This is a genomic window from Ligilactobacillus salivarius (assembly GCF_035231985.1).
GTDB classification, from domain to species: domain Bacteria; phylum Bacillota; class Bacilli; order Lactobacillales; family Lactobacillaceae; genus Ligilactobacillus; species Ligilactobacillus salivarius.
The window spans coordinates 225,820-247,616 of the sequence record NZ_CP117983.1 but is presented as its reverse complement, the minus strand read 5'-3'; the positions used below and the strand labels follow the sequence as shown (position 1 = coordinate 247,616).

Annotated in this window: 21 protein-coding genes; 7 read left to right on the top strand and 14 right to left on the bottom strand. The window is 33.2% G+C overall.

What is annotated here, in order from left to right; genetic code table 11:
* Window positions 1–20: 20 nt before the first annotated feature.
* From alsS to PTA89_RS00985, 4 genes are all read right to left on the bottom strand, one after another.
* Window positions 21–1,706, bottom strand: coding sequence for an acetolactate synthase AlsS (gene alsS, locus PTA89_RS01000; protein ID WP_003707103.1), 1,686 nt, complete (start codon window positions 1,704–1,706; stop codon window positions 21–23).
* Window positions 1,707–1,928: 222 nt separating this feature from the next.
* A complete protein-coding gene (locus PTA89_RS00995; RefSeq protein ID WP_003704932.1) occupies window positions 1,929–2,399 on the bottom strand; it encodes a GNAT family N-acetyltransferase in 471 nt (156 codons plus the stop codon).
* A 14-nt stretch (window positions 2,400–2,413) separates the two neighbouring features.
* On the bottom strand, window positions 2,414–3,079 hold the full coding sequence (locus tag PTA89_RS00990; protein WP_003700878.1) for a phosphatase PAP2 family protein: 666 nt from the start codon (window positions 3,077–3,079) through the stop codon (window positions 2,414–2,416).
* A gap of 17 nt (window positions 3,080–3,096) precedes the next feature.
* Entirely contained in the window at window positions 3,097–3,954 is an 858-nt protein-coding gene (locus PTA89_RS00985) for a LysR family transcriptional regulator (protein WP_324177263.1), read from the bottom strand.
* A gap of 122 nt (window positions 3,955–4,076) precedes the next feature.
* Between PTA89_RS00985 and PTA89_RS00980 the strand changes: the two genes are divergently transcribed.
* The 3 genes from PTA89_RS00980 to PTA89_RS00970 are packed head-to-tail and all read left to right on the top strand — an operon-like array spanning window position 4,077 to window position 6,385.
* Entirely contained in the window at window positions 4,077–4,922 is an 846-nt protein-coding gene (locus PTA89_RS00980) for a sulfite exporter TauE/SafE family protein (RefSeq protein WP_161022987.1), read from the top strand.
* Window position 4,923: 1 nt separating this feature from the next.
* Window positions 4,924–5,289: a DUF1634 domain-containing protein gene (locus PTA89_RS00975; RefSeq protein ID WP_003704937.1), complete on the top strand. Its 366-nt coding sequence runs from the start codon at window positions 4,924–4,926 to the stop codon at window positions 5,287–5,289.
* Between the two features lie 13 nt (window positions 5,290–5,302).
* Complete coding sequence (locus PTA89_RS00970) at window positions 5,303–6,385, top strand: LCP family protein (RefSeq protein WP_324177262.1); 1,083 nt, start codon at window positions 5,303–5,305, stop codon at window positions 6,383–6,385.
* A 61-nt stretch (window positions 6,386–6,446) separates the two neighbouring features.
* Here the strand turns inward: PTA89_RS00970 and PTA89_RS00965 are convergent, their stop codons facing one another.
* The 6 genes from PTA89_RS00965 to menB all read right to left on the bottom strand — a co-directional run bounded on the left by PTA89_RS00965 (window position 6,447) and on the right by menB (window position 12,961).
* The gene (locus tag PTA89_RS00965) at window positions 6,447–7,865 is read right to left on the bottom strand and encodes a C69 family dipeptidase (protein WP_324177261.1); all 1,419 of its coding nucleotides are present in this window, start codon (window positions 7,863–7,865) and stop codon (window positions 6,447–6,449) included.
* A 95-nt stretch (window positions 7,866–7,960) separates the two neighbouring features.
* Window positions 7,961–8,365 carry a MarR family winged helix-turn-helix transcriptional regulator gene (locus PTA89_RS00960; protein WP_225359942.1) on the bottom strand — a complete coding sequence of 135 codons (405 nt, stop codon included), beginning with the start codon at window positions 8,363–8,365 and terminating at the stop codon, window positions 7,961–7,963.
* A gap of 22 nt (window positions 8,366–8,387) precedes the next feature.
* The gene (locus PTA89_RS00955) at window positions 8,388–9,758 is read right to left on the bottom strand and encodes an MFS transporter (protein WP_324177260.1); all 1,371 of its coding nucleotides are present in this window, start codon (window positions 9,756–9,758) and stop codon (window positions 8,388–8,390) included.
* 133 nt (window positions 9,759–9,891) lie between these two features.
* On the bottom strand, window positions 9,892–10,632 hold the full coding sequence (locus PTA89_RS00950) for a L,D-transpeptidase (protein WP_069468715.1): 741 nt from the start codon (window positions 10,630–10,632) through the stop codon (window positions 9,892–9,894).
* A 74-nt stretch (window positions 10,633–10,706) separates the two neighbouring features.
* Window positions 10,707–12,140 (bottom strand): o-succinylbenzoate--CoA ligase, encoded by a 1,434-nt coding sequence (locus PTA89_RS00945; protein ID WP_161022991.1) that lies wholly within the window; start codon window positions 12,138–12,140, stop codon window positions 10,707–10,709.
* Window positions 12,140–12,961, bottom strand: a complete 822-nt coding sequence (gene menB, locus PTA89_RS00940; RefSeq protein ID WP_003704061.1) for a 1,4-dihydroxy-2-naphthoyl-CoA synthase — start codon at window positions 12,959–12,961, stop codon at window positions 12,140–12,142. The genes PTA89_RS00945 and menB overlap by 1 nt, the downstream gene beginning before the upstream one ends.
* Before the next feature lie 81 nt (window positions 12,962–13,042).
* Here menB and PTA89_RS00935 point away from each other — a divergent pair, with 81 nt between their 5' ends.
* The gene (locus tag PTA89_RS00935) at window positions 13,043–13,402 is read left to right on the top strand and encodes a PaaI family thioesterase (protein WP_003704948.1); all 360 of its coding nucleotides are present in this window, start codon (window positions 13,043–13,045) and stop codon (window positions 13,400–13,402) included.
* A 44-nt stretch (window positions 13,403–13,446) separates the two neighbouring features.
* Here PTA89_RS00935 and PTA89_RS00930 read toward each other — a convergent pair whose 3' ends face one another.
* Together PTA89_RS00930 and PTA89_RS00925 are read right to left on the bottom strand one after the other, a co-directional pair.
* Window positions 13,447–14,112, bottom strand: coding sequence for a type 1 glutamine amidotransferase (locus PTA89_RS00930; protein WP_003709201.1), 666 nt, complete (start codon window positions 14,110–14,112; stop codon window positions 13,447–13,449).
* Between the two features lie 28 nt (window positions 14,113–14,140).
* Window positions 14,141–15,076: a glycosyltransferase family 2 protein gene (locus PTA89_RS00925; protein WP_003700854.1), complete on the bottom strand. Its 936-nt coding sequence runs from the start codon at window positions 15,074–15,076 to the stop codon at window positions 14,141–14,143.
* A 221-nt stretch (window positions 15,077–15,297) separates the two neighbouring features.
* Here PTA89_RS00925 and PTA89_RS00920 point away from each other — a divergent pair, with 221 nt between their 5' ends.
* The 3 genes from PTA89_RS00920 to PTA89_RS00910 all read left to right on the top strand — a co-directional run bounded on the left by PTA89_RS00920 (window position 15,298) and on the right by PTA89_RS00910 (window position 19,798).
* Complete coding sequence (locus tag PTA89_RS00920) at window positions 15,298–16,161, top strand: DegV family protein (protein ID WP_081537714.1); 864 nt, start codon at window positions 15,298–15,300, stop codon at window positions 16,159–16,161.
* 132 nt (window positions 16,162–16,293) lie between these two features.
* A complete protein-coding gene (locus tag PTA89_RS00915) occupies window positions 16,294–18,108 on the top strand; it encodes a heavy metal translocating P-type ATPase (RefSeq protein ID WP_003704955.1) in 1,815 nt (604 codons plus the stop codon).
* Between the two features lie 250 nt (window positions 18,109–18,358).
* A complete protein-coding gene (locus PTA89_RS00910) occupies window positions 18,359–19,798 on the top strand; it encodes an APC family permease (RefSeq protein ID WP_003704100.1) in 1,440 nt (479 codons plus the stop codon).
* A 117-nt stretch (window positions 19,799–19,915) separates the two neighbouring features.
* Here the strand turns inward: PTA89_RS00910 and PTA89_RS00905 are convergent, their stop codons facing one another.
* Both PTA89_RS00905 and PTA89_RS00900 read right to left on the bottom strand, forming a co-directional pair.
* Window positions 19,916–20,593: a hypothetical protein gene (locus PTA89_RS00905; RefSeq protein ID WP_081537344.1), complete on the bottom strand. Its 678-nt coding sequence runs from the start codon at window positions 20,591–20,593 to the stop codon at window positions 19,916–19,918.
* Window positions 20,574–21,779 carry a polymerase gene (locus PTA89_RS00900; protein ID WP_324177259.1) on the bottom strand — a complete coding sequence of 402 codons (1,206 nt, stop codon included), beginning with the start codon at window positions 21,777–21,779 and terminating at the stop codon, window positions 20,574–20,576. Before PTA89_RS00900 ends, PTA89_RS00905 begins: the two co-directional genes overlap by 20 nt.
* Between the last annotated feature and the right edge of the window lie 18 nt (window positions 21,780–21,797).

Genomic DNA, 21,797 nt, shown 5'->3' with positions numbered 1-21,797 from the left:
TTTAAGATGCCTCTTTTCAATTAGTGAAGTTGATCTTCAAGAATTTGCTTACCTAATTCTTTATTGTCGCTGTAGTCAACTGGAATGTCAACAACTACAGGACCTTCAGTTGCAAAAGCTTGGTCTAATACTTTTTCTAAGTCTTGAGCTTTTTCCACACGTAAACCAGTAGCACCAAAACTTTCTGCATACTTAACAAAGTCTACACTACCAAAGTTTACTCCTGCACTCTTTCCATACTTCAATTCTTCTTGGAACTTAACCATATCATAGTGTCCATCATTCCAAATAATGTGTACGATGTTTAAGCCCAAACGTACAGCTGTTTCTAAATCTTGACTGGAGAATAAGAAACCACCATCACCAGAAACAGAAACAATTTGTGTATTAGGTCTTACTAAAGCAGCGGAAATAGCCCATGGTAATGCCACACCTAATGTTTGCATACCATTACTAAATAGTAAGTGGCGTGGATTATAGCTTCTAAAGTGACGAGCCATCCAAATGTAGAAACTACCAACATCAACACTAACTGTCATATCATCAGTAACTCTATCTTGTAAAGCTTGAATAATGCTTAAAGGATGGGAAGTAACTTGATTTTCAGTAACTGCTGGTGGTTCATCTCTTAATTTTAATTTTTCTTGTAGTCCATCTAAATATTCGCGTGAACTTTCAGGCAACTTGAAACCTTTCATGTATGGTAATAAGAAGTCAAGAGTTTGAGAAATATCGCCTACCAATTCACGTTCTGGTTGGAAGTTCTTATCTACTTCTGCACGCATAGAATCAATTACGATGATATTTGCGTCACCTTCGTTATTCCAGTTACGTGGTTCATATTCAATTGGATCGTATCCAACAGCGATAACTAAGTCAGCATGTTTCAATAATTGGTCACCAGGTTGGTTTCTAAATAATCCTACACGACCAAAGAAATCATCTTCTAATTCTCGAGGAATGATTCCTGCTCCTTGGAATGTTTCAACAACTGGTAAATGAGTTTCTTCAACTAAGTTTCTGATAGATTTAGTTGTTTCTGGATCAGATGCTCTCATACCTAAAAGAAGAACAGGTAGTTTTGCAGTTTTGATACGTTGGGCTAATAATGTTGATTCTACAGGACTAGCTGGTCCTAAAACAGGTGCTGGCATTGGAGCAATTGGAGCAGTTTTAACTTCTGAATCAGTAACGTCTTGTGGTACTGATACAAAACTTGCACCTTGCTTTGCAGCTTCTGCTTCTTGATAAGCATTAGCAATTACTTCAGAAATATTTTCTGGTTCTTGAACTTCAGCAGCATATTTAGTTACAGGAGCTAATAATGCAACGTTGTCCATACTTTGGTGAGTCAATCTTAATAAGTCTGTACGTTGAACTTGTCCAGAAATTGCCAACACTGGATCTCCTTCAGCAGTTGCAGTAACTAATCCAGTTGCTAAGTTTGACACCCCAGGACCAGATGTAGTTAATACAACACCTGGCTTACCAGTAATTCTACCAATACCTTGAGCCATAAATGCAGCATTTTGTTCATGACGAGTAATAATCAATTGAGGTGCTTTTTCATTTGTTGGATGTTCTAATTTTTCAAATACCCTATCAATCTTAGCCCCAGGTACCCCAAAAACATATTTAACATCATGGTTTACCAAACTATCAATAATGGCATCTGCACCATAACGTTTTCCTTTATCTTCAGTCATTTTTTCATTCCTCTTTTCATCAAATATTTACAGTATAAAATTATAATATCACTGCTAAATTCACTTTACCAGCGCTTATATAGTTTGTGAAAAATATTCTTTAGAAAACGATTAATACCATAGCATTAAGCTTAAATATATATTTAAACTTTGTGAATATTGTGTAAGATTTATCATGCAAAAAAGTTGTTATTTATCTCTTAATTAGAGCAAATAACAACTTTATAGGTTTCTTAAAAATATGTTTTTTTCTTTATCATTATCCATTATTGTTTCAGAAAAATAAAAATCATTTCTTTCTAAAACTTTTTTTGAAGCAATATTATCTACTAAGGTAATTGCTTTTATCTGACTATAATCTTCTTTCACACGGCTACATATTTCTTCAATGGCTTTCGACATATATCCACGATACCAATAATTTTGATTTAATATAAAGCCTATCTCACCTGTTTTTTTATTGCCATTTTTAACAGGTAAATCATATATACATATTACTCCCACTACTTTTTTATTAACTACCAATCCCCAGGCACCGTTTTGTAACATTTGAGATAAATAAAAACTAGCAAAACTTGAGACTGGAGCGAAACCTGCCATTCTAGCTACTTCTTTTTGTGTGATAATTTCTCTAAAATCATTAAGATCATTACTTGATAATTTTCTAATTATTAAATCTTCTACTTCTTTCAATCATCGCACCAACCTTAATAATTTGAATTTCTAAACCCCTTAATCTTCTTTAACTTTGCAGCATACCTTATGTATAAATTACTGCAGTAATATACCCAAGCAAAACCTAATGTTAATGCGCCTGTAATATCACTAACATGTAATTGACCTAAATATATACAAGCTACACTTGTCGCAATTAACCAAATTCCTAAAATGAATCCCACTAAGTAAGCCAAAGCCTTGTCTTTGAAATATGGTAAAAAGATGATATATACAATAGCCACCAGAATTGTCATCCCTAAAACGTGTAAACCTGGGAAAGCATATCCCATTTCCGGTTCAACTCTTTTACTTCCATAACGCAATATCAATCGTGCTACCCATCCTACAACTAATCCTGTTCCAACTGTAAAAGTAATCCACACACCAGGAATTTGCCATCTTATAAACCATAAAATTCCTAGTAGTACTATCGTATAAACAATTGCCATTCTGGAACTAGATAGTTCACTAATAACGTTGTAGAACATCACTTGTAAATTATTTAAGTTACGAGTTAATTTAAAATAAACTGCTGTATCTATTTTATGTAGCCATTGAGCCTGTTGAAATACAAGAAAATAATTAATAAAGAATAGTATTGTAAAAAGGTACGCTAATGGCTCTCTTTTCTTCTTCTCTTTTATAATCACGGACATCCCCCCTTAAGGCTTAATTATACACTAAATAGCTCTATTAATTTCAATATTAGTGGTGATTTATTACTATTTTTCAGCCATATTAATGTTAACTGGGTATTCCATCCCGGGTAATTTATAGGAATTATTCTACCATTCGTATAATTTTTGGCACAAGAAGCTGGAACTAAAGCCACGCCCATTTCTAACTTTGCCCAGTAAATTGCTGTTCTTGCATCATCACACTTTACTGCTATATAAGGACTTATCCCAAATTGTGAAAAAGTTTGTCGGAAAATATTTTCAAATCTCCTATATATTATTAGCGGTACTTCTTCTAAATCATCAATTCCTATCTTCTTTTTTCCTTTTAAATAATCATCGCTATTTACCACTGCTACCATTGGCTCTTCCATCACAATTTTAGTTTCAAGTTCTCTTTGATTAAAAGGAGTTCTAACCAATCCTAAATCTATCTCACCATTAAATAATTTTTCCAGTATTCCATACGTATTGCTTTCAAATATTTCAAAGTTTATTTCAGGATAATACTTTCTAAACTCTTTCAATTTTTCTATTGGTAAAGCAGCCGCGGAAGAAGAAACTGTACCTAAAGAAATTTTTCCCAATTCTCCTTTAGTGGTCTTCTTAACTTTTTCTTCAGCCACTGTAGTCAAATCCAGAATTTTTCTTGCATATTTTTCTAACATCATACCTGCATCCGTCAATGCAATTCCATGGGCAGTTCTAGTAAATAATTTAGTTTCTAATTCTGCTTCTAATTGTTTTAATTGGTAACTTAATGGAGGTTGAGCAATATTTAGTTTTTTCGCAGCAGCTGTTATCTGTTTTTCTTCCACTACCGCTATAAAATACTGCAGTTGCTTTAAATTCATCAGTACTCCCTCTTGCTTTAGATATATAAATTTTGTATATCTTATATTTTAATTTGGTATTTTTATTATAATATATTCAGTGTTAATATGATTAAGTAATTAAGCGAAGGGAGAATTTATTAATGATTACATCTACATTATTAATGCTGGCAGTCGGTTTATTCGCCGGTATTATGGGCGCCATTCTAGGAATTGGTGGCGGTATGATTATTACACCTATTATCACTTTAGCTTTAGGTTTAGATATCAAGTATGCTATCGGTGCCAGTATTATTGCCGTTATTGCAACTAGCTCTGGTTCTACAATTGCATTCTTAAAAGATGATGTCTTAAACTTACGTGTAGCAATGTTTTTAGAAATTGCTACTACTATCGGAGCTATTGTTGGAGCTATCTTAACTGGTATTTTTCATCCAGCAATCTTATATTTTTTATTTGGTTCCTTACTTATTTTTTCAAGTTGGAATATGTACAGAAAACTACGCAGTGGTAAAGAAATTTTAAAAAGAGCCAAACCTGACAAATGGGCACAAAAATTTAATCTTAACAGTTCATATTTTGACAAGAACTTAAACAAACAAATTGATTATCAAGTTGAAAATATTCCTGGCGGCTTATCTATTATGTTTGGAGCAGGTATTGCCTCTGGAATGTTAGGAATCGGTTCTGGTGCTTTTAAGGTTATGGCTATGGATAATGCTATGAAAATGCCTCTAAAACCATCTAGTGCTACCAGTAATTTAATGATGGGAGTAACTGCTGCAGCCAGTGCTTCTGTATACTTCTTCAATGGCTCTATTAAGCCTGGTATTGCTGTTCCACTCGCTTTAGGGATTTTAGTTGGAGCCACAATTGGAAGTAGAATCATGCAACATCTTCCTTCAAGAGTTATTAGAATGATTTTCATTCCTATTCTATTATATCTAGGATTACAAATGATTTTTAAGGCGTTTGGGGTGACAATATAATATGGATAAAAAGACAAAGAATGAGATGGAAACTGTAGAAATCCTAATTGGTAAAATCATGCGTATTGGAGTACTGATTGCCGCTTCCATTATGGTAATAGGTTTTATTATGCTTGTTTGCCAACAAAGCTCTGGATATCCTGGTACTACATTTCCTACAACCTTATCAGAAATTCTAAAGGGTATTACTACTTTTAAACCATATGCATATATGATGGCAGGAATTTTTTTATTAATCTTGACACCAGTCTTACGTGTGTTAGTCTCAATATATGCATTCTATAAAGAAAAAGATGTCTTATACGTTTGGATTACAACTATAGTATTCATTATTTTGATGTTTGGATTCATTTTAGGACATCATTAAAGGAGCGTTTTTAATGCCACAAGATAACAGAAAACGTCGACGTTCCATTGAAAATTATCAAAACGACACGTCTTCACACGTACCACAACGACAACATGAACATCACCATTCTCCTCATAGACTTAGTAAAACTATCTTTTTTTGGTTACTACTATCTTTAGTGGTTTTTGCTATCGTTGGTGGAAAATATCTGGAGAAGAAACTGAATAATGCACAAAAAGCTGCCAATACCATCTATAGTTCTAGTAATTTTAGCAAATCGCGTAATGTTAGCTCTACCTTAAAAAAGGGTAAACCTGTTTCTATTTTACTAATGGGAACTGATACTGGAGCTTTAGGTAGGGATTTCCGTGGACGTACTGATACATTGATTGTCTTAGTTATGAATCCTAAAGATAAAAAGATGACTCTTGTTTCACTTCCGCGAGATGAAAAAGTTGCAATCTCAGGATATGAAGAATACTATCCTAGCAAGTTAAACTCCGCTTATTTTTACGGGGGATCTAAAGCCGCTGTTAGAACTGTTCAACAAGATTTAAATATTCCAATCGATTTTTACGTTACAGTTAACATGGGCGGCTTAGAAAGTATCATTAATGCTATTGGAGGAGTTGATGTAGCTCCTACAATCTCATTCTCATATGGTGGTTACTCTTTCAAGAAAGGTAAAGTAACACATATGAATGGACCTAAAGCTTTAGCTTACGTTCGCATGAGACATGAGGATCCTTTAGGGGATTATGGTCGTCAAACTAGACAACGACAAGTCCTTATGAAAGTTGCCCTGAAGAGTAGTCACGTTTCTAATTTACTCAATCAAAAATTCTTGAACACTATTTCTAAACAAATGCAGACTGATTTATCTTTTGATGATTTATTAGCTCTTGGGACTAAATATCGTGTTGCAACCCATGGTATGGATTCAGATCATTTACAAGGTACTTCAACAATGATAATGGGTGAATCTTTTGAAGTACCTACTCTATCTGAAAAACAAAGAATTACAAGTAAAATTCGCTCTGCTTTAGATTTAGAAAAGGCTAAAACTGGTTCTACATATGGAACTGATTATGAAATAAACACTTCACAATATTAAAAAATAAGGTTTAAAGTTCAACAATTATCGTTGTCCTTTAAACCTTATTTATTTTATTAAATTATAAATTAGCGTCCATATTAAATGTTAACTTAGATAGCTTCAAACCTTCTACAAAGAAATGATTTATCATTCCCATTGTTCTTTCTTTCATGTCTGCTACCATTTCATAGTTCTTTTCTGTTAAAAATCTTGTTAAATCTTCTCCACTTAACTCTTGAGCAGCTTTATCATTTTCATCAATCAATCTATGTTGTTGTTCACGTGCAGCTGTTAAATAATCTAAATCATCTTGAATAAATTGAGCATGGTGTGATTCTACTAACATTGACAAAGCTCTATACATCCAATATGCACTATTCATATCAAATTCAAGTGGTGTATTACTCCAACTAGGATCAGTATCGTTAGAATTTGCATAAAATGGAACATATGGCGTGAATGAAGGAACACCAAAGCACATCCACATTAATCCTGCTTGTTCTTCAGGAACATTATTTCTAATTTGAAGAACATGGGAATTTTGTGTACGATTCAATGAAATTGGACGGAAACGTTTCTTATCTTCTTCACTTCCATGACCTAATGGATCATATTTAGTTTCATTGTAATGTGAACTTAATACATACTCTAAATCTTCTACTGATAATAAGCGATTAGCTCGACAGATAAATGGCAATTCAGAAGAAGTTGGTTCTTGTTCTACTTCTGGGGTGAAGTAACGTTGTCCAAACCAAACACGTGGAGTATTGTAATGTCTATCTTTTTCAGTATCCGTGCCAAAAATTTTACGGAAATTGAAGCCATCTTTATTAGGATTCAAATGATGTTCTTCTACGAATTCCAATAATCCATCTGACCACATATAATTTTCAGGATCATTAAAATCTATTTTTTGTTGTGCTACTTGGTTAGCAGCAATTGCATAGGCATCATCTGGAATTCTTGTAGCAGCCCAATGATGACCTGTTACAATTTCCATGTACCAAACTTCATCCTTATCTGCAAACAAGACACCATTTCCTTCTGGAGAACCGTATTTTTTTATAAGATTTCCTAAGTACTTAACACCATCGCGTGCAGAATCTATATATGGAGCCACCATATCTTGCAAGGAATCTTCTGCCAAGCCATTTTTTATCCATGGATCATATGCCAAAGCACGTGGATTCCCATATACAGATTCTGTAGCAGACATTGCTACATTTTTTTCGTTAATTGAAGTTTCACCAAAGACACCATTTTTTTCTACATCAGCATTGGGAGTAAAAGTTGTTCTATACCCTTCACTTGGTAATGGTGCAGTAAAACCATTTTTATTGGAAGTCCAATTTTCTTTGCGGCCAGATACAGCTGGTTGCATAACAAATCGTTGAGGAGTGATTGGTAGAAATGTGTCATCATTTCTCGCAATCATTGTTGAACCATCAACAGTTGCTTTCTTTCCTACTAAAATTGATGTACAAGCTTGTTCCATCATTATTCCATCCATCTCCTACTTTGAAGTTTTCCCTTCTAGTTTACGCCTTATTAACAAAAAAAGCATCCTAAACAGGATACTTTTCTAATACTAATTTATAAAACTTTTTGCAATAATTTTTGTAAAGTTGCACTTTCTTTTTCACTAAGATTAGACGTTACTTCAGCACTAACTTTTTCAGTAATTTCAGTAATTTCATCTATATTATCTAAGGTCTTACTTGTAGGATATAATTCAGTTTGACGATGATCAATTGTTGACTTTCTCTTTTCTAACCAGCCATTTTTGACTAAATTAGAAATTTGCTTTGTCACTATACTTTGTTCACGATCTAATAACTTGATCATCTGTACTTGATTAATTCCTGGATTATTAATAACTACAAATAAATAATAAAAATTAGCTTCATTTAAGCCATATTTGAGTAACTCTCTATTTAGACTCAATCTAATCTTACGATTGAATTTTGCAACTAAATATTCAATAGTGCTCTTGTTCATATTGTTCATATTATCCATTTAATCATCTACGGCTATCGCGATTTTTTATATAAGATATAAATACCGCCAACATTAGTAAGACTAAAACAACTGTTACCCACATGGAAATTCTCATACCTAAAACAAAGGAATGTGGAATTGAACTAATAACAATCAACATTGTAACTGAAACAGCACCTGATACTTGACGCAAAGTATTATTCAGTGCTGTTGCATGACTAATTTCACGTGGTGCTACTCCTCTGAATGACTCAGAAATAGCTGGTGAGAATACTAAGGCATTTCCCACCATACGAATCATATAGAAGACTGTCATTATCCATATTGGTGTACCTTTAGATATAATAACAAATGGAATTGCTGAAATTAACATCAAAATTCCACCAGAAATTACTAACCATTTTGCACCATATTGATCGTATGCACGTCCTACAACAGAAGCTGTCAACGCATTAGCTATCGCCCCTGGCAAAAGAATCATACCAGCAGTCATACTGCTTACATGACTGACATTTTGTGCATAAATTGATACCATTTGTTCCATACCTAGCAATACCATAAATGCACAGATTCCCACTAGAACCATCATTCTAAAAGAGTATAGTTTAATTATTCTAACATTAAGCATAGGTTGTTTTAAATTCAGCTGTCTCTTTACAAAAAAGTATAAAATAATTGCACCTACTACCAACATTGCTAATCCTAGCATCCACTGTGTTTGAACAATAGTTATTCCTATTAAAGCTAAACTTGAACCAAGTAAAGATAAAACTACAGATAAGTAATCAATCTTAATGTCCAGAGGTTCAGAGTAATTTGGAAAAACAAAGTATCCTATTATCCAAATTAATACCATGATTGGTAGGATTAAAATAAATAAATATCTCCAACCTAGTAAGTTTAAAATAAATCCTGCTAAAGTAGGACCAATTGCTGGGCCAAAAGCAATTACCAATCCAGACATTCCAATAATTGTTCCTCTTTTTTCAGGAGGATAAATTGAAATCATTGTTGTCATCTGAAAAGACATTAAAATCCCACCGGCACAAGCTTGAACTAAACGTGCCAATAGTAATAACCAAAAATTAGTTGCCAAACATCCTATTAATGTCCCAATGACAAAAGTTCCTATCGTTCCCAAAAAAACACTACGATTTGAAAATTTATCATACATATTTGATGATAATGGAGTCACAATCCCTATCAGTAATGTATATCCAGTTGTTAACCATTGAACTGTTGTTAATGACTGATTCATTTGATTTTGAATTACTGGTAATGCTGTAACCATCATCGTTTGACTCATCAAACTAATAAACGTTGAAAGTAATAAAATTATTGATACAGCTAATCTTGTTTTAGGATTAATTGTATCAGCGATATTTCTTGCCACCTATATTCCCCTCTCTCAAAAAACATTCACTTGCATGTAATTGCCAAACTTATTTTAATTAGTTCACTAACCAAATGTCAATTAAAAAAATGCCTTTCAGAAAAAATAAATTTTCTAAAAGGCATTTTCATTTTTAATGTTTAGCATTATCTGCTATAAAGTTATCAGAACTAGCATCTTCTCCATAGATTAAAACTTTAGTCCCAACTGGTAAATTCTTTTGAATCCATTCAGCATCTGGTACAGTTAACCATATAGAACCATATGCTTTAATATTATTCTTCTTAGTGATTTTTGTACTACCAAGATGTTTAGCATCTTTTTCAATTACTTTTCCATTTTCATCAACAGGTACTGATTGAAAATGATACATACCTTTACCCTTAAAAGAAGTCCAGTGTAACCCACCTAATTGGCGTGTAGCATCATAGAATTTATCTCCACGAGCTTCTTCTAATTTAAACTTTCCTACAGGTGTTACTTGATAGTTAGGGGTCTTAGAATCATAGTTCTTACCCAAAGATGCATACATTGTATATAAAACATAAGGTCCACTCATAACATATACTCTTTGCTTAGCTGAAGATACTACCAATCTAATTCGGTTAGATTTTTTCACATTCTTATACTTAGAAACATCTGGATATGCCTTAGTCATCGATGGCTTGTTCCAATCAACTTTTTTGCGCATAGCCTTTTTCTGTTCTTTAGTAATCTTCTTTATATGTCGGCTAATACTAGAACTTATCTTCATTTCACGACTAACCTTAACAGCATTTTTACTTTCCAAGTGGTGCATATGTACTGCACTCCATCCAGCAATTCCCACTAAGATAATCGCAACGATCCAGTAAATTAAATTATTTTTTTTCATTGGTTATCCCCTCAATTTAGTAATACTAGCTTATTTTATCATATATAGTACTATTACGAAAAACTTTGCTGAAATTACTTAATGAGATTCTTTTGATATTCCTTAATTTGGATCAATTCTCGTCTTTTTACTTTTCCACTAGCTGTCTGTGGATATGACATAACTTGATAAAATCTTACTGGTACTTTGTAATGCGCTAGATGTTCACGCCCATATGAAATTAATTCCTGTTGTGAAAGTTTTCTTTCCAATATTACAAAAGCAACTGGCACTTGTCCCCACTTTTTATCAGTAATTCCTGCTACAACGATATCCTTAACTCCTGTTAACTTTAAATAGCTTTCTTCTACTTCATGTGGAAAAATATTTTCTCCACCAGAAATTATCATATCGCCCTTTCTACCTTTCAGATATAAGAATCCATCTTCATCTAAATAACCAATATCTCCCGTCTTAAACCATCCATCTTCAAATACTTCTTGATTTTTCTCAGGATTATTAAAGTAACCTGGCGTGATATTAGGTGCTTTAAGTAATACTTCACCGTCATGAGCCAATTTTAATTCAACAGAAAATAACGGTTTTCCTACTGAACCAATTTTATTCTCAGCATCTTCAAAATTTAAAGCTATCACTTGCGAAGCAGTTTCCGTCATTCCATAAGACTGGATAACTGGTATATTTCGCTGTTGGCATCGCTCTAATGTAACCTTATCTATTGGTCCGCCACCTAATAAGAAGCAACGAAAATTAGAATTGTATCCTTCTTGGGGAAAGATTTCTAAAAGTTGTTGCAACATTGTGGGGACTACTGACATTGTACTTACACTACTTTTCTTTAATAAGGATGTAACTTTTTCTGCATCAAATTTATCCATCAAAGTTACAGTCATTCCATAAATCAATCCACGCATAATAATTGATAAACCACTAATATGGAAAATAGGCACTGCACATAGCCAGTTATCCTTATCTGTTAAACCTAGGTTTAAGGCCGAACTGATTGCAGAATAAAAATGATTTTCAAAAGTCTGCTGTACTCCTTTAGGTTTACCAGTTGTACCTGAAGTATACATAATAGTCGTAACTTCATCATCATTGAATTCTGATACTAATTTAAAACCTTGATTTTCCTCTAAACCTTTTATTTGATTAAAGGTTAAACTTTCAATCCCTACAAATTCTTCATGTAACAATGACTCATCATATATCAACAACGAAACTGCAGCATCTTCCAGCTGATATTGTAGCTCTTCATGCGATAATCTTTTATTCAAAAAGACAATTTCACACCCTAATTGTTGTAATGATAGAATCATCAAATAACCATCAATCGTGTTATTGGTAAGCAATGCTACTCTCATCTCTTTACGAGACTTATTAGCTAAACGTGCTGCCAATACTGCCACCCTATCACTTACTTCTTTAAAAGTTAATTTGGTATTACCAGCTTGAATGGCTATTTTATTTGGAGAAAGTAGAACTCGTTTCTTTAACCAATTTTCCATTAAGGAAACTTAGGAAATTGCTGGAAATCTGGTTTACGTTTTTCGTTAAAGGCATCGCGTCCTTCTTTTCCTTCGTCTGTTGTATAGTAAAGCATCGTTGCATCGCCTGCAAATTGTTGTAAACCAGCTAAGCCGTCAGTATCAGCGTTCATTGCAGCTTTAATAAATCTAATTGCAGTTGGTGACTTTTGTAAAATCTCGTTGCACCAATCCAAAGTTACTGATTCAACTTCATCCAAAGGAACAACTTTATTTATCCAGTTCATTTCATATGCTTCTTGAGCTGTATAAAAATGATTTAAGAACCATACTTCTTTAGCACGTTTATGTCCTATAACGCGTGCTAAATATCCTGAACCATAACCTGCATCAAAACTACCAACTTTAGGTCCTGTTTGACCAAACATTGCATTATCAGCAGCAATTGTTAAATCACAAACTAACTGTAAGACGTTACCGCCACCAACAGACCAACCTTTAACCATCGCAATAACTGGCTTAGGGATAATTCTGATTAAATGTTGTAAATCTAGTACATTTAATCTTGCAATTTTATCTGGCCCTACATAACCACCATTTCCACGAACTGTTTGATCTCCACCCGAACTAAATGCTTTATCACCAGCTCCTGTTAAAATAATTGCTCCAATCGTACTGTCATCGCGACAAATTGTGAATGCTTCAATCATTTCAGCAACCGTTACTGGAGTGAAAGCATTATGTTTTTCTGGTCTATTCATTGTTATTTTAGCAATTTGACCTGCTCTTTCAAATATGATTTCAGAATAGTCCTTAACTTTTTCCCATTCTACACTTGTCAAATGAATCACGACTCCTTATCTAAATATGTATGATAAAATATAACTTGATTATATCACTTTACCAGATTAGGAGAAATTATAATGGATTTAATCGAATATTTGGGAATTAAAAGTATTATTTCATCCAAGGATAAAGTAATCCTATCTTTAAATGTTACTGATAAAGTACAACAGCCTTTTGGCGTATTACATGGTGGAATTAATTCAGTTTTAGCTGAAACCGCTGCTAGTATTGGAGCTAATCTCAATCTTTCTCATGGTCATGCTGTTGGTGTCAATATATCTACTAACCATTTAAAAAGTGTGACTTCTGGAAAATTAACGGTTGAAGCTACACCGCTTAGAATTGGAAAAAAGATCCAAGTATGGCAAGCTAATACTTTTGACGATAAAAATAATCTAACCAGTAATTCTACAATTACTTTGACTAATATAAATTAAAAAAATGTTTAACCGATATACACAAATATCAGTTAAACATTTTTTTAGTCTTTAATATAATCTAGCATTGCAAATAATGCTTGCTTATTCATTTCAGGAATCTTATGTTTCAAAATATCAGCAGCACTTTGCTTTAACTTATTTCCTTTTATGAATTTACTATCATTTTCTACTACTTCACGCACACCTGCTTCATTCATTTCTAAATGAAATTGTAGACCAATTGCATTTTCATTAATAATAAATCCTTGATTTTCAACAAGTGGACTCGAGAAAAGTGGAGTTGCTTCTGTTGGTAATCTAAACTGTTCACCATGCCAATGTAGCACATCCAATTTTTCTGGAACTCCTGGAATTATATTGCTCAGGCGTTTCACTTCTCCCCAACCTACTTCTTTAGGACAAGAACTCACATCCCCGCCCAAAGTTTTTGAAAGTTGTTGCGCTCCAAAACAAATTCCTAAGTACGATTTATGTGCCATCAACATTCCTCTAATTAATTCTCGTTCCTTAACAATCCATTCTTCGTCGTCATTGACACTCATTGGTCCACCTAATACTACCAACATATCAGTATCAATAACTTCTGGTAACTTTACATTGTTATTAGCAGCTTGATATACATTTACTTCATATCCATTATTTTCTGCCCATTCACCAATTAAACCTATTCCTTCATGAATTGAGTGTTGTAACACATTCATCTTCAACTTAAATTCCTTCTTTCACAGCTGATGATTACTTCTTTTCTTTTATAATATACACCGGTCTTCTCTTAACTTCAGAAAAGATCTTTCCAATGTATTTACCAACAATTCCTAGACACATTAGTTGAATTCCGCTAAAGAATAGCAATAAACAAATAGTTGATGTCCAACCTGTCGTTGGATCTCCACCTTCTAAAAAGTAACGAATAATAATCCATACAATTCCAATCCCTGAAAAGAATGATGTTAACATTCCAAAATAAACAGCTATATCTAAAGGTGCTTGAGAGAAATTGACAATTCCATCAATTGAATATTTCAACAAGCTCCAAAAATTCCAACTTGTTGTCCCAGCTACTCGTTCTTGGTTTTTATATTCTAAATATTTAGTATTGAAACCTACCCAACTAAAAATACCTTTAGAAAAACGATTGTATTCTGTCATTGAAAGGATTGCATCGACCATTTGTCTTGTCATTACTCTAAAATCTCTGGCACCATCAACAATTTCAGTATCAGAAATTTTATTAATTAACTTATAAAACATTCTTGCAAAAAATGAACGAATTGGTGGTTCACCTTTTCTATTCGTTCTTCTAGTTCCCACACAATCATAATCTTCATTTTCAAGAATTTCTATCATCTCTGGCAACATATCTGGCGGATCTTGTAAATCAGCATCCATTACAGTTATATAATCTCCTGTAGCTTGTTGTAAACCACAGTATAGCGCAGCTTCTTTACCAAAGTTTCTAGAAAATGATACATAGTGTACATGTTCTTTATCTTTAGCGTTTAATTTACGCATTTCATCTAAAGTTCCATCTTGTGAACCATCATTCACAAACCAATATTCTAATTCAATTCCATTTAATTCCTTTTTAACTTTTTCAACAGCCTCATAGAACAAAGGTATAGTTTCCTCTTCGTAATAACAAGGCACTATAATTGAAAGTTTTTTTGTCATACTACATATTCCCTTCACCAAAATCAATTAGTCCTAATGATATCCACTCATTAGTATATCATTAATAACAAAAAATATATGATTTTTTTGTTAAATTCACACCAATCTAAACTCAAAGTCTAGATTACCTTGTTTAAAAGATTATTCATAGTATAATAGAAAGTGTACACTATTACTGATATAATAAAAGTATGAATAATTTGCCGAGAGGAGTTTCAACTATGGCAAACATTAAAATTTTAACAGACTCTTCTGTTCAACTTACACCAGAAGAAATTGAAAAATATAATATTACAATTGTACCCCTTTCTGTTGAAGTGGATGGTAAAAATTATGTTGATGGTGAAGATATTTCTCGTGAAGAATTAGTCCAAGCTTTAAAAGATGGCAATATTCCTAAAACAAGTCAACCACCTATCGGCAGATTTATAGATGCTTATAATGAACTAGGTAAAGATGGCAGCGAAGTATTAGCTATTGTACTTTCAGATGTTCTTTCTGGAACTTACGAAACTGCAAGTAGTGCTGCTGACATGGTAGATACTAAAGTAACTGTTATTAACAGTAAATCAACTGACAGAGGATTGGCCTTCCAAGTTCTTGCTGCTGCTAAAGATTTAGAAGCCGGTAAGAATATTGATGAGATTAAAGATCATCTTAAAGATATCTATCATCGTACAACTATTGATGTTTTGATTGATAACCTTGACTGCTTAGTTGCTGGTGGTCGTGTAAGTCGTTTAGCTGGTGCTTTAACTAAACTTATCAATCTTAAGCTTATTATTCGCTTGAACGAGGAAAGTTTGGATGTTATTGTCAAGGGTCGTAGCAAGAAGACCTTTATCAAGCATTGCAAGACTTTAGCTGAAGAATATTTACAAAACCACAACCCTATTCAAGCACTATCCTTATCAAATGTTGGTACAGATGACAGTCTGCTTCAAAAAATCAAGGATACTTTATTAGAAAATAATTCTATCCAAGAAATCCCTTATATCGCTCGTTTAACTAGTCCTATTATTATGACCCACACTGGTTTAAACGCTGTTGGAGTTATTACACTTAACGAAAAACCTACACATTAAGACAAAAAGCAAGTTTTGACTTGCTTTTTTGTTTTAATTTATAATTTTTCTAATTTACTTTTTAAAAATTATTAGTTATAATATATTTATAAATAAAACTTATTTCTTTTTTAGATATGGGGGGGATTTATTATGTCTCGTCTAAGTCATAAACAAAAATTATATATTATTGTTGGTATCGCTGCAGTCGCAGTTGTTTTACAGTACCTATTACATTTAAAATTATATGCACAAATTCTCGTTACTTTAGTCGGAGCTATCATTGCTTTATCTATGTTTAAGGAAATGGTTCATACACTTCGTTCTGGAAAATATGGCGTCGACCTATTAGCCATCTTAGCTGTTGTCGCTACTTTATCCGTAGGTGAATATTGGGCAAGTATGGTTATTCTTATCATGCTCACTGGTGGTGATACATTAGAGGATTATGCTTCTCATAAAGCAAATACAGAATTGAAAGCGTTGCTAGATAATTCACCTCAAGTTGCCCATAAAATTATGGATGATGGTGACATAGATGATGTTAGTGTCAATGACGTTAAAGTTGGAGATAAAATTGTAGTTAAACCTGGGGAAATCGTTCCTGTCGACAGTTTTATCATTAAGGGTAGCGGCTTATTTGATGAATCTTCTTTAACTGGTGAATCAAAACCTGTTGAAAAAAATCTCCGTGACAACGTAATGTCGGGTTCTTTGAATGGAGACAATTCCGTTACTTTACAAGTAAGTAAGCTTGCTAAAGATAGTCAATACCAACAGTTAGTTAAGCTAGTTAAAGAAGCTGAAAGTACTCCTGCTCATTTTGTTAGAATGGCAGATAGATATGCTGTTCCATTTACTTTAGCAGCTATTTTAATTTCACTTGCAGCTTGGTTCTTCTCAGGCGATCCCCATCGCCTTGCCGAAGTATTAGTTGTAGCCTCACCTTGTCCTTTAATTCTTGCAGCACCTGTTGCTATGGTTTCAGGTATGAGTCGTGCTTCACGTAATGGTATTGTGGTAAAAACTGGTGATGTTTTAGAAAAACTTGCTACTGCCAAAACTGGTGCTTTTGACAAAACTGGTACAATCACTAGTGGACAATTAACTGTACAAGATGTTGTTACAACCTCTTCTATGAAAGTAGAAGAATTATTACAACTAGCCGCTAGTGCTGAACAAGAATCATCACATATTTTAGCTCGTTCACTTGTTGCATATACTGATAATCAAAATATTGATTTAGCACCTGTTAGTTCTTTAGAGGAAAAAACAGGTAAAGGAATTGAAGCTACTATTAATCATAAAAATGTTAAAGTTGGTAAACTTAAATTTGTTGCTCCAAATTCAGAAATGAAACCTTTAGCAACTACTACTATTTATGTTAGTGTTGATGACGAACTTTGTGGTTATGTTACTTTTACCGATCATGTTCGTCCTGAAGCAAAAGAAACTATGAATACTTTGAAAGCTTTAGGAGTCAAAAAATTAATGATGCTAACTGGGGATCAAGAAAAGATTGCTCAACGAGTTGCTAAAGAAGTAGGAATTGATGAAGTAAAAGCTGATTTGCTACCTCAAGATAAGATCACCGCTTTACAAAATATCCCTAAATCTGGCCACCCTACTTTTATGGTTGGTGACGGTGTAAATGATGCTCCTTCACTTGCAACTGTTGATGTTGGTATTGCTATGGGTGCACATGGTTCTACTGCTGCTAGTGAATCAGCTGATGTTGTTATTTTAAAGGATGATCTATCCCGTGTTTCTAAGGCTGTTACTATTTCACGTGACACCATTAGAGTTGCTCGTCAATCAGTTTTGTTAGGGATTGCAATTTGTACTGCATTAATGTTAATCGCAAGTACTGGTATCATCCCTGCTTTCATCGGTGCTATGTTCCAAGAAGTTGTCGATACTGTTTCAATTTTATGGGCTTTAAAGGCTCGTTATTCCCACGAACAATAGTTAATATATATTCAATCAATAGGCGTATAACAGCGTCTATTGATTTTTTATTTGCATAAATTTTGAAAAATCAATTTTTTATTCTATTATTTTTCTGAAAATTACGCTACAATACTAAAAGTTAAAGAAAATATTAAGGAAGGCTGTGGTAATTTTGCCTGCTAACTTTCTCAGGCGTAAAAATAAGCCACCTTGTTTAAATGATTAATAATATGCATAATATCAATCATTATTAACGAGGAGATTTTAAATGTTAGATCAAAAAAAACATTATATGAGCTGGCCAGTTATCGCTTTGCTCGACTTTGTTACAATTATTAGTTTTGAAAATATTTTCTATCCTTTTCAAAATCAAGGATTATCTGTTGTTATTTCATGGATTTTCTTACTTTTTACTTACGTTATTCCTTATGCATTAATTGCTACACAGTTAGGATTAACTTTTGATAATCAAGATGGTGGACTTGCTTCTTGGATTCGTCGTGGTACTCACAGTGATTTATTTGGATACATTACTTCCTGGATGTACTGGACACAAACAATTCCTTACTTAGTGGACGTTTCAAACTCTGTTATTGTTTCTATAAGTTGGATTATTTTAGGTAATAATACTTTAGGACATCACATGTCTACGTTCACTTTCGGAATGTTAACTTTTGTTATTATTTTATTATTCATTATCTTCGAAAATGTTTTCCGTGATTCCTTAGAAGTACTTTCCATCATTGGTGGTGGTGCGATGTTCTTGATTTCAATGCTTTTTGTTTTCATGACTGTATGGGCATTAACACACGGTGCACATATTGCTACACAACCATTTAATCTTCATGCATTTAAGCCTAACTTTAGTTTACACTACTTCTCTACAACTGGTTTATTGATCTTTGCTATGTCTGGTGCTGAATTAGCTGCTCCATACATTAACAAGATGCGTAACCCTAAGCGAGATTTTCCTAAAGCTATGTGGATGTTAGCTTTGATGACTGCTTTCTTAACCATCTTTGGTACTTTATCATTGGCTGTCTTCTTTAACGCTAACCACATTCCTAATGACTTTAAGATGAATGGTCCATACTATGCATTCAAACTTTTAGGTGAACAAGTTGGTATGGGCAAGAGCTTGATGTATGTCTTTGCTGTAGTTCAATTGATGTTTATGTTAGCTCAATTAGCTATTTTAATTGATGCTGCTAGTCGTGTATTCGCTAGTGATACTGCTGCTAAATACATGCCTAGTTGGCTTATCAAGAAGAATAAAGCTGGACGTCCAGTACACAGTTATACTTTAACTGCTGGAATCAGTTTGTTACTTCTTCTTTTAAGTGGTACTTTACCAAATATAAACTCCATCTATAACTGGTTGTTGAACTTAAATGGTATTGTTTCACCATATAAGACAGCTTTAGTATTCGTTGCATTCCTAGCTATTCGTTGGCAAGAAGAACAATTTAAGTCCGATTACGTTTATATTAAGAATAGAACTGGTGCTTTAATTGTTGGTTTCTGGTGCTTCATCTTCACCTTTGTCTGCGCAACAATGGGATTCATCCCTCAAGATGCTGCTCCTGGAACTAAAGCATTTGATCATCAATTATTTATGAACTTTGTAACTGTTGGATTCTTAGTTGTACTTGGTTTCTTATTACCATGGCTACGCAAGCTAGAATTAAAGAGAGCTGCAAAAAAATAAAACATTAAAATTAATACCCTGTAATTTTTTAGGTAGACTACTTGATTACAGGGTATTTTATTATATATAAAAAGACATAGCTTTGCTTAGTAAACAAAACTATGTCTTTACTTTTATCTAGTCTAAATTACGATGCTTTAAACTTGGAAAAACTATCTTGTCAGCTATCCCTACGATTGGTCCTTGACATAATAAAGCGAATATTGTTCCAACATTTATTGCATATATATGATGTGATACAATTACCGAAATAATAATCGCAACAATTGGCGGAGTAAAGGTTACCAATTGAGCAATTGTAGAACTACCTTTGAAATATTTAAAACGAATAATTTGCATCAAATCATCAACCGGATGCAACATCCAATTTATTCTTTGATAAAGTGATATAGCAATAGCAATTAGGACTACTCCTAAACAATCCAAAAAGATTCGCACAGGTAAATTTAAACTATGAATTCCTAGTTTAACTAATTCTGTTGCAAAAATCCCTACTAAAATTGAAAAAGGAGTCATAAAAATTAGATTACCCAATATTCTTTTTAAATTAACCTTTTTCAAAATTATTAGATTAACGATTATTACAATAAAACCAGAAATAAATAGCATCGCACTCAAAGAAATTGGTGTTATTTTAGCTATATTAACTGCTGCTGCAGTCCACAAAGCACTTCCTAAATTTAAAGATACCGTTAAAGCATTGCCTAAACTATTCAAAAATATCGATAGGATAAAATATCCTAATAACAATCCCATTGAAGTCGTTTCTAAATTTCTATTTTGTGTTACTTTCATTCTCTTCTATCCCTACTATCTCATTATCTGACTGTACATCTGCAAACATTCCTAAAAATGCAATGTTGAATGCCATGTCCCATAAATGATTATCAATTGCAGAACTTAATAAAACTAGGATCAAAGCTATAACTAAATTATAATTTCTTTGTTTAATGTTACTTTCGATACTACTAATTATGTAAAACATCGCAACAACAAAGAATACTAAGCCATACATTAATAACGCCCTTACAAACGATGAATCAATGAAAAAGTATGCTTCCCCTGGCTTAATACTACCATTCCCATTTTGATAAACAAATTGACCAAACAAAGGAATAGCATAATCATGATATGCAACTTGCCCGAAGAATAAACGCGCAGAACTCAAGGTATTTATAATACTCCAAATTCTACTATTTGGATTAAACATCAAAGGCAACATCACATTGATAACTGCGTATATCCACAATCCCCATCTAACTTGTTTTAAACTGAATCTTTGGATAAATTTTACCGCATACTTATATCCCCCTGCACATAGGAGTAGTATCAAAATAATCAAAATTTCATCTAGTTTAGTTGCGGTTAATGTATAGACACATATCAACAAGGCTATTCCTGAGATAATCTCCGGTATATTCCATTTAAATCGTTTAAGTAAAGCATATGCTAACATAAAATAAAAAATATGCGCTGCAGCATCTGATGAAGAATAGTTTCCTAAAGCTATTCTAACCGTATTATCTCCTGGTCTTTGAAGAGTTAAATTCAGTATATAATCATTCAGAGCCAACCAGGCACTTACTATAAAAATTGGAATTCCAAAGGTTAAGTACAATTTAAGAATTTTCCTGAAGTCGACATCTTTGGCACCTATCAAAAATACGGTATAGAATAATGGCTCATAAGCACGAGCCCGATAGCAAATATAGGTTATCAGCATAAAGATTAACAATAATTTTATTGTTAGCTTTCGTGGATATTTATCTAGTAATACTATCTTTCCCATCACTAAAAGTGTTACTGCCTGCTCAATTCGAAGGAAAATCAACTTATTAAAATATGTAATTTGATCCACCATTGTTGTGCCATTAATATAAATAGTTATAAAAAATATTGCCAGACAACATAGATAAAACCATTCTGTTAACTGACGGTACTTTTTCCCGGCATCATCAATTAATTTATTATCTATCGGCATAAAAATATTGCTCCTTCA

Coding starts and splice junctions, on each gene's coding strand:
- alsS (WP_003707103.1), bottom strand. CDS start 1,706: ATGACTGAAGATAAAGGAAAACGTTATGGTGCAGATGCCATTATTGAT.
- PTA89_RS00990 (WP_003700878.1), bottom strand. CDS start 3,079: ATGTCCGTGATTATAAAAGAGAAGAAGAAAAGAGAGCCATTAGCGTAC.
- PTA89_RS00985 (WP_324177263.1), bottom strand. CDS start 3,954: ATGAATTTAAAGCAACTGCAGTATTTTATAGCGGTAGTGGAAGAAAAA.
- PTA89_RS00980 (WP_161022987.1), top strand. CDS start 4,077: ATGATTACATCTACATTATTAATGCTGGCAGTCGGTTTATTCGCCGGT.
- PTA89_RS00975 (WP_003704937.1), top strand. CDS start 4,924: ATGGATAAAAAGACAAAGAATGAGATGGAAACTGTAGAAATCCTAATT.
- PTA89_RS00970 (WP_324177262.1), top strand. CDS start 5,303: ATGCCACAAGATAACAGAAAACGTCGACGTTCCATTGAAAATTATCAA.
- PTA89_RS00965 (WP_324177261.1), bottom strand. CDS start 7,865: ATGATGGAACAAGCTTGTACATCAATTTTAGTAGGAAAGAAAGCAACT.
- PTA89_RS00960 (WP_225359942.1), bottom strand. CDS start 8,365: ATGAACAAGAGCACTATTGAATATTTAGTTGCAAAATTCAATCGTAAG.
- PTA89_RS00950 (WP_069468715.1), bottom strand. CDS start 10,632: ATGAAAAAAAATAATTTAATTTACTGGATCGTTGCGATTATCTTAGTG.
- PTA89_RS00945 (WP_161022991.1), bottom strand. CDS start 12,140: ATGGAAAATTGGTTAAAGAAACGAGTTCTACTTTCTCCAAATAAAATA.
- PTA89_RS00935 (WP_003704948.1), top strand. CDS start 13,043: ATGGATTTAATCGAATATTTGGGAATTAAAAGTATTATTTCATCCAAG.
- PTA89_RS00925 (WP_003700854.1), bottom strand. CDS start 15,076: ATGACAAAAAAACTTTCAATTATAGTGCCTTGTTATTACGAAGAGGAA.
- PTA89_RS00920 (WP_081537714.1), top strand. CDS start 15,298: ATGGCAAACATTAAAATTTTAACAGACTCTTCTGTTCAACTTACACCA.
- PTA89_RS00915 (WP_003704955.1), top strand. CDS start 16,294: ATGTCTCGTCTAAGTCATAAACAAAAATTATATATTATTGTTGGTATC.
- PTA89_RS00910 (WP_003704100.1), top strand. CDS start 18,359: ATGTTAGATCAAAAAAAACATTATATGAGCTGGCCAGTTATCGCTTTG.
- PTA89_RS00905 (WP_081537344.1), bottom strand. CDS start 20,593: ATGAAAGTAACACAAAATAGAAATTTAGAAACGACTTCAATGGGATTG.
- PTA89_RS00900 (WP_324177259.1), bottom strand. CDS start 21,779: ATGCCGATAGATAATAAATTAATTGATGATGCCGGGAAAAAGTACCGT.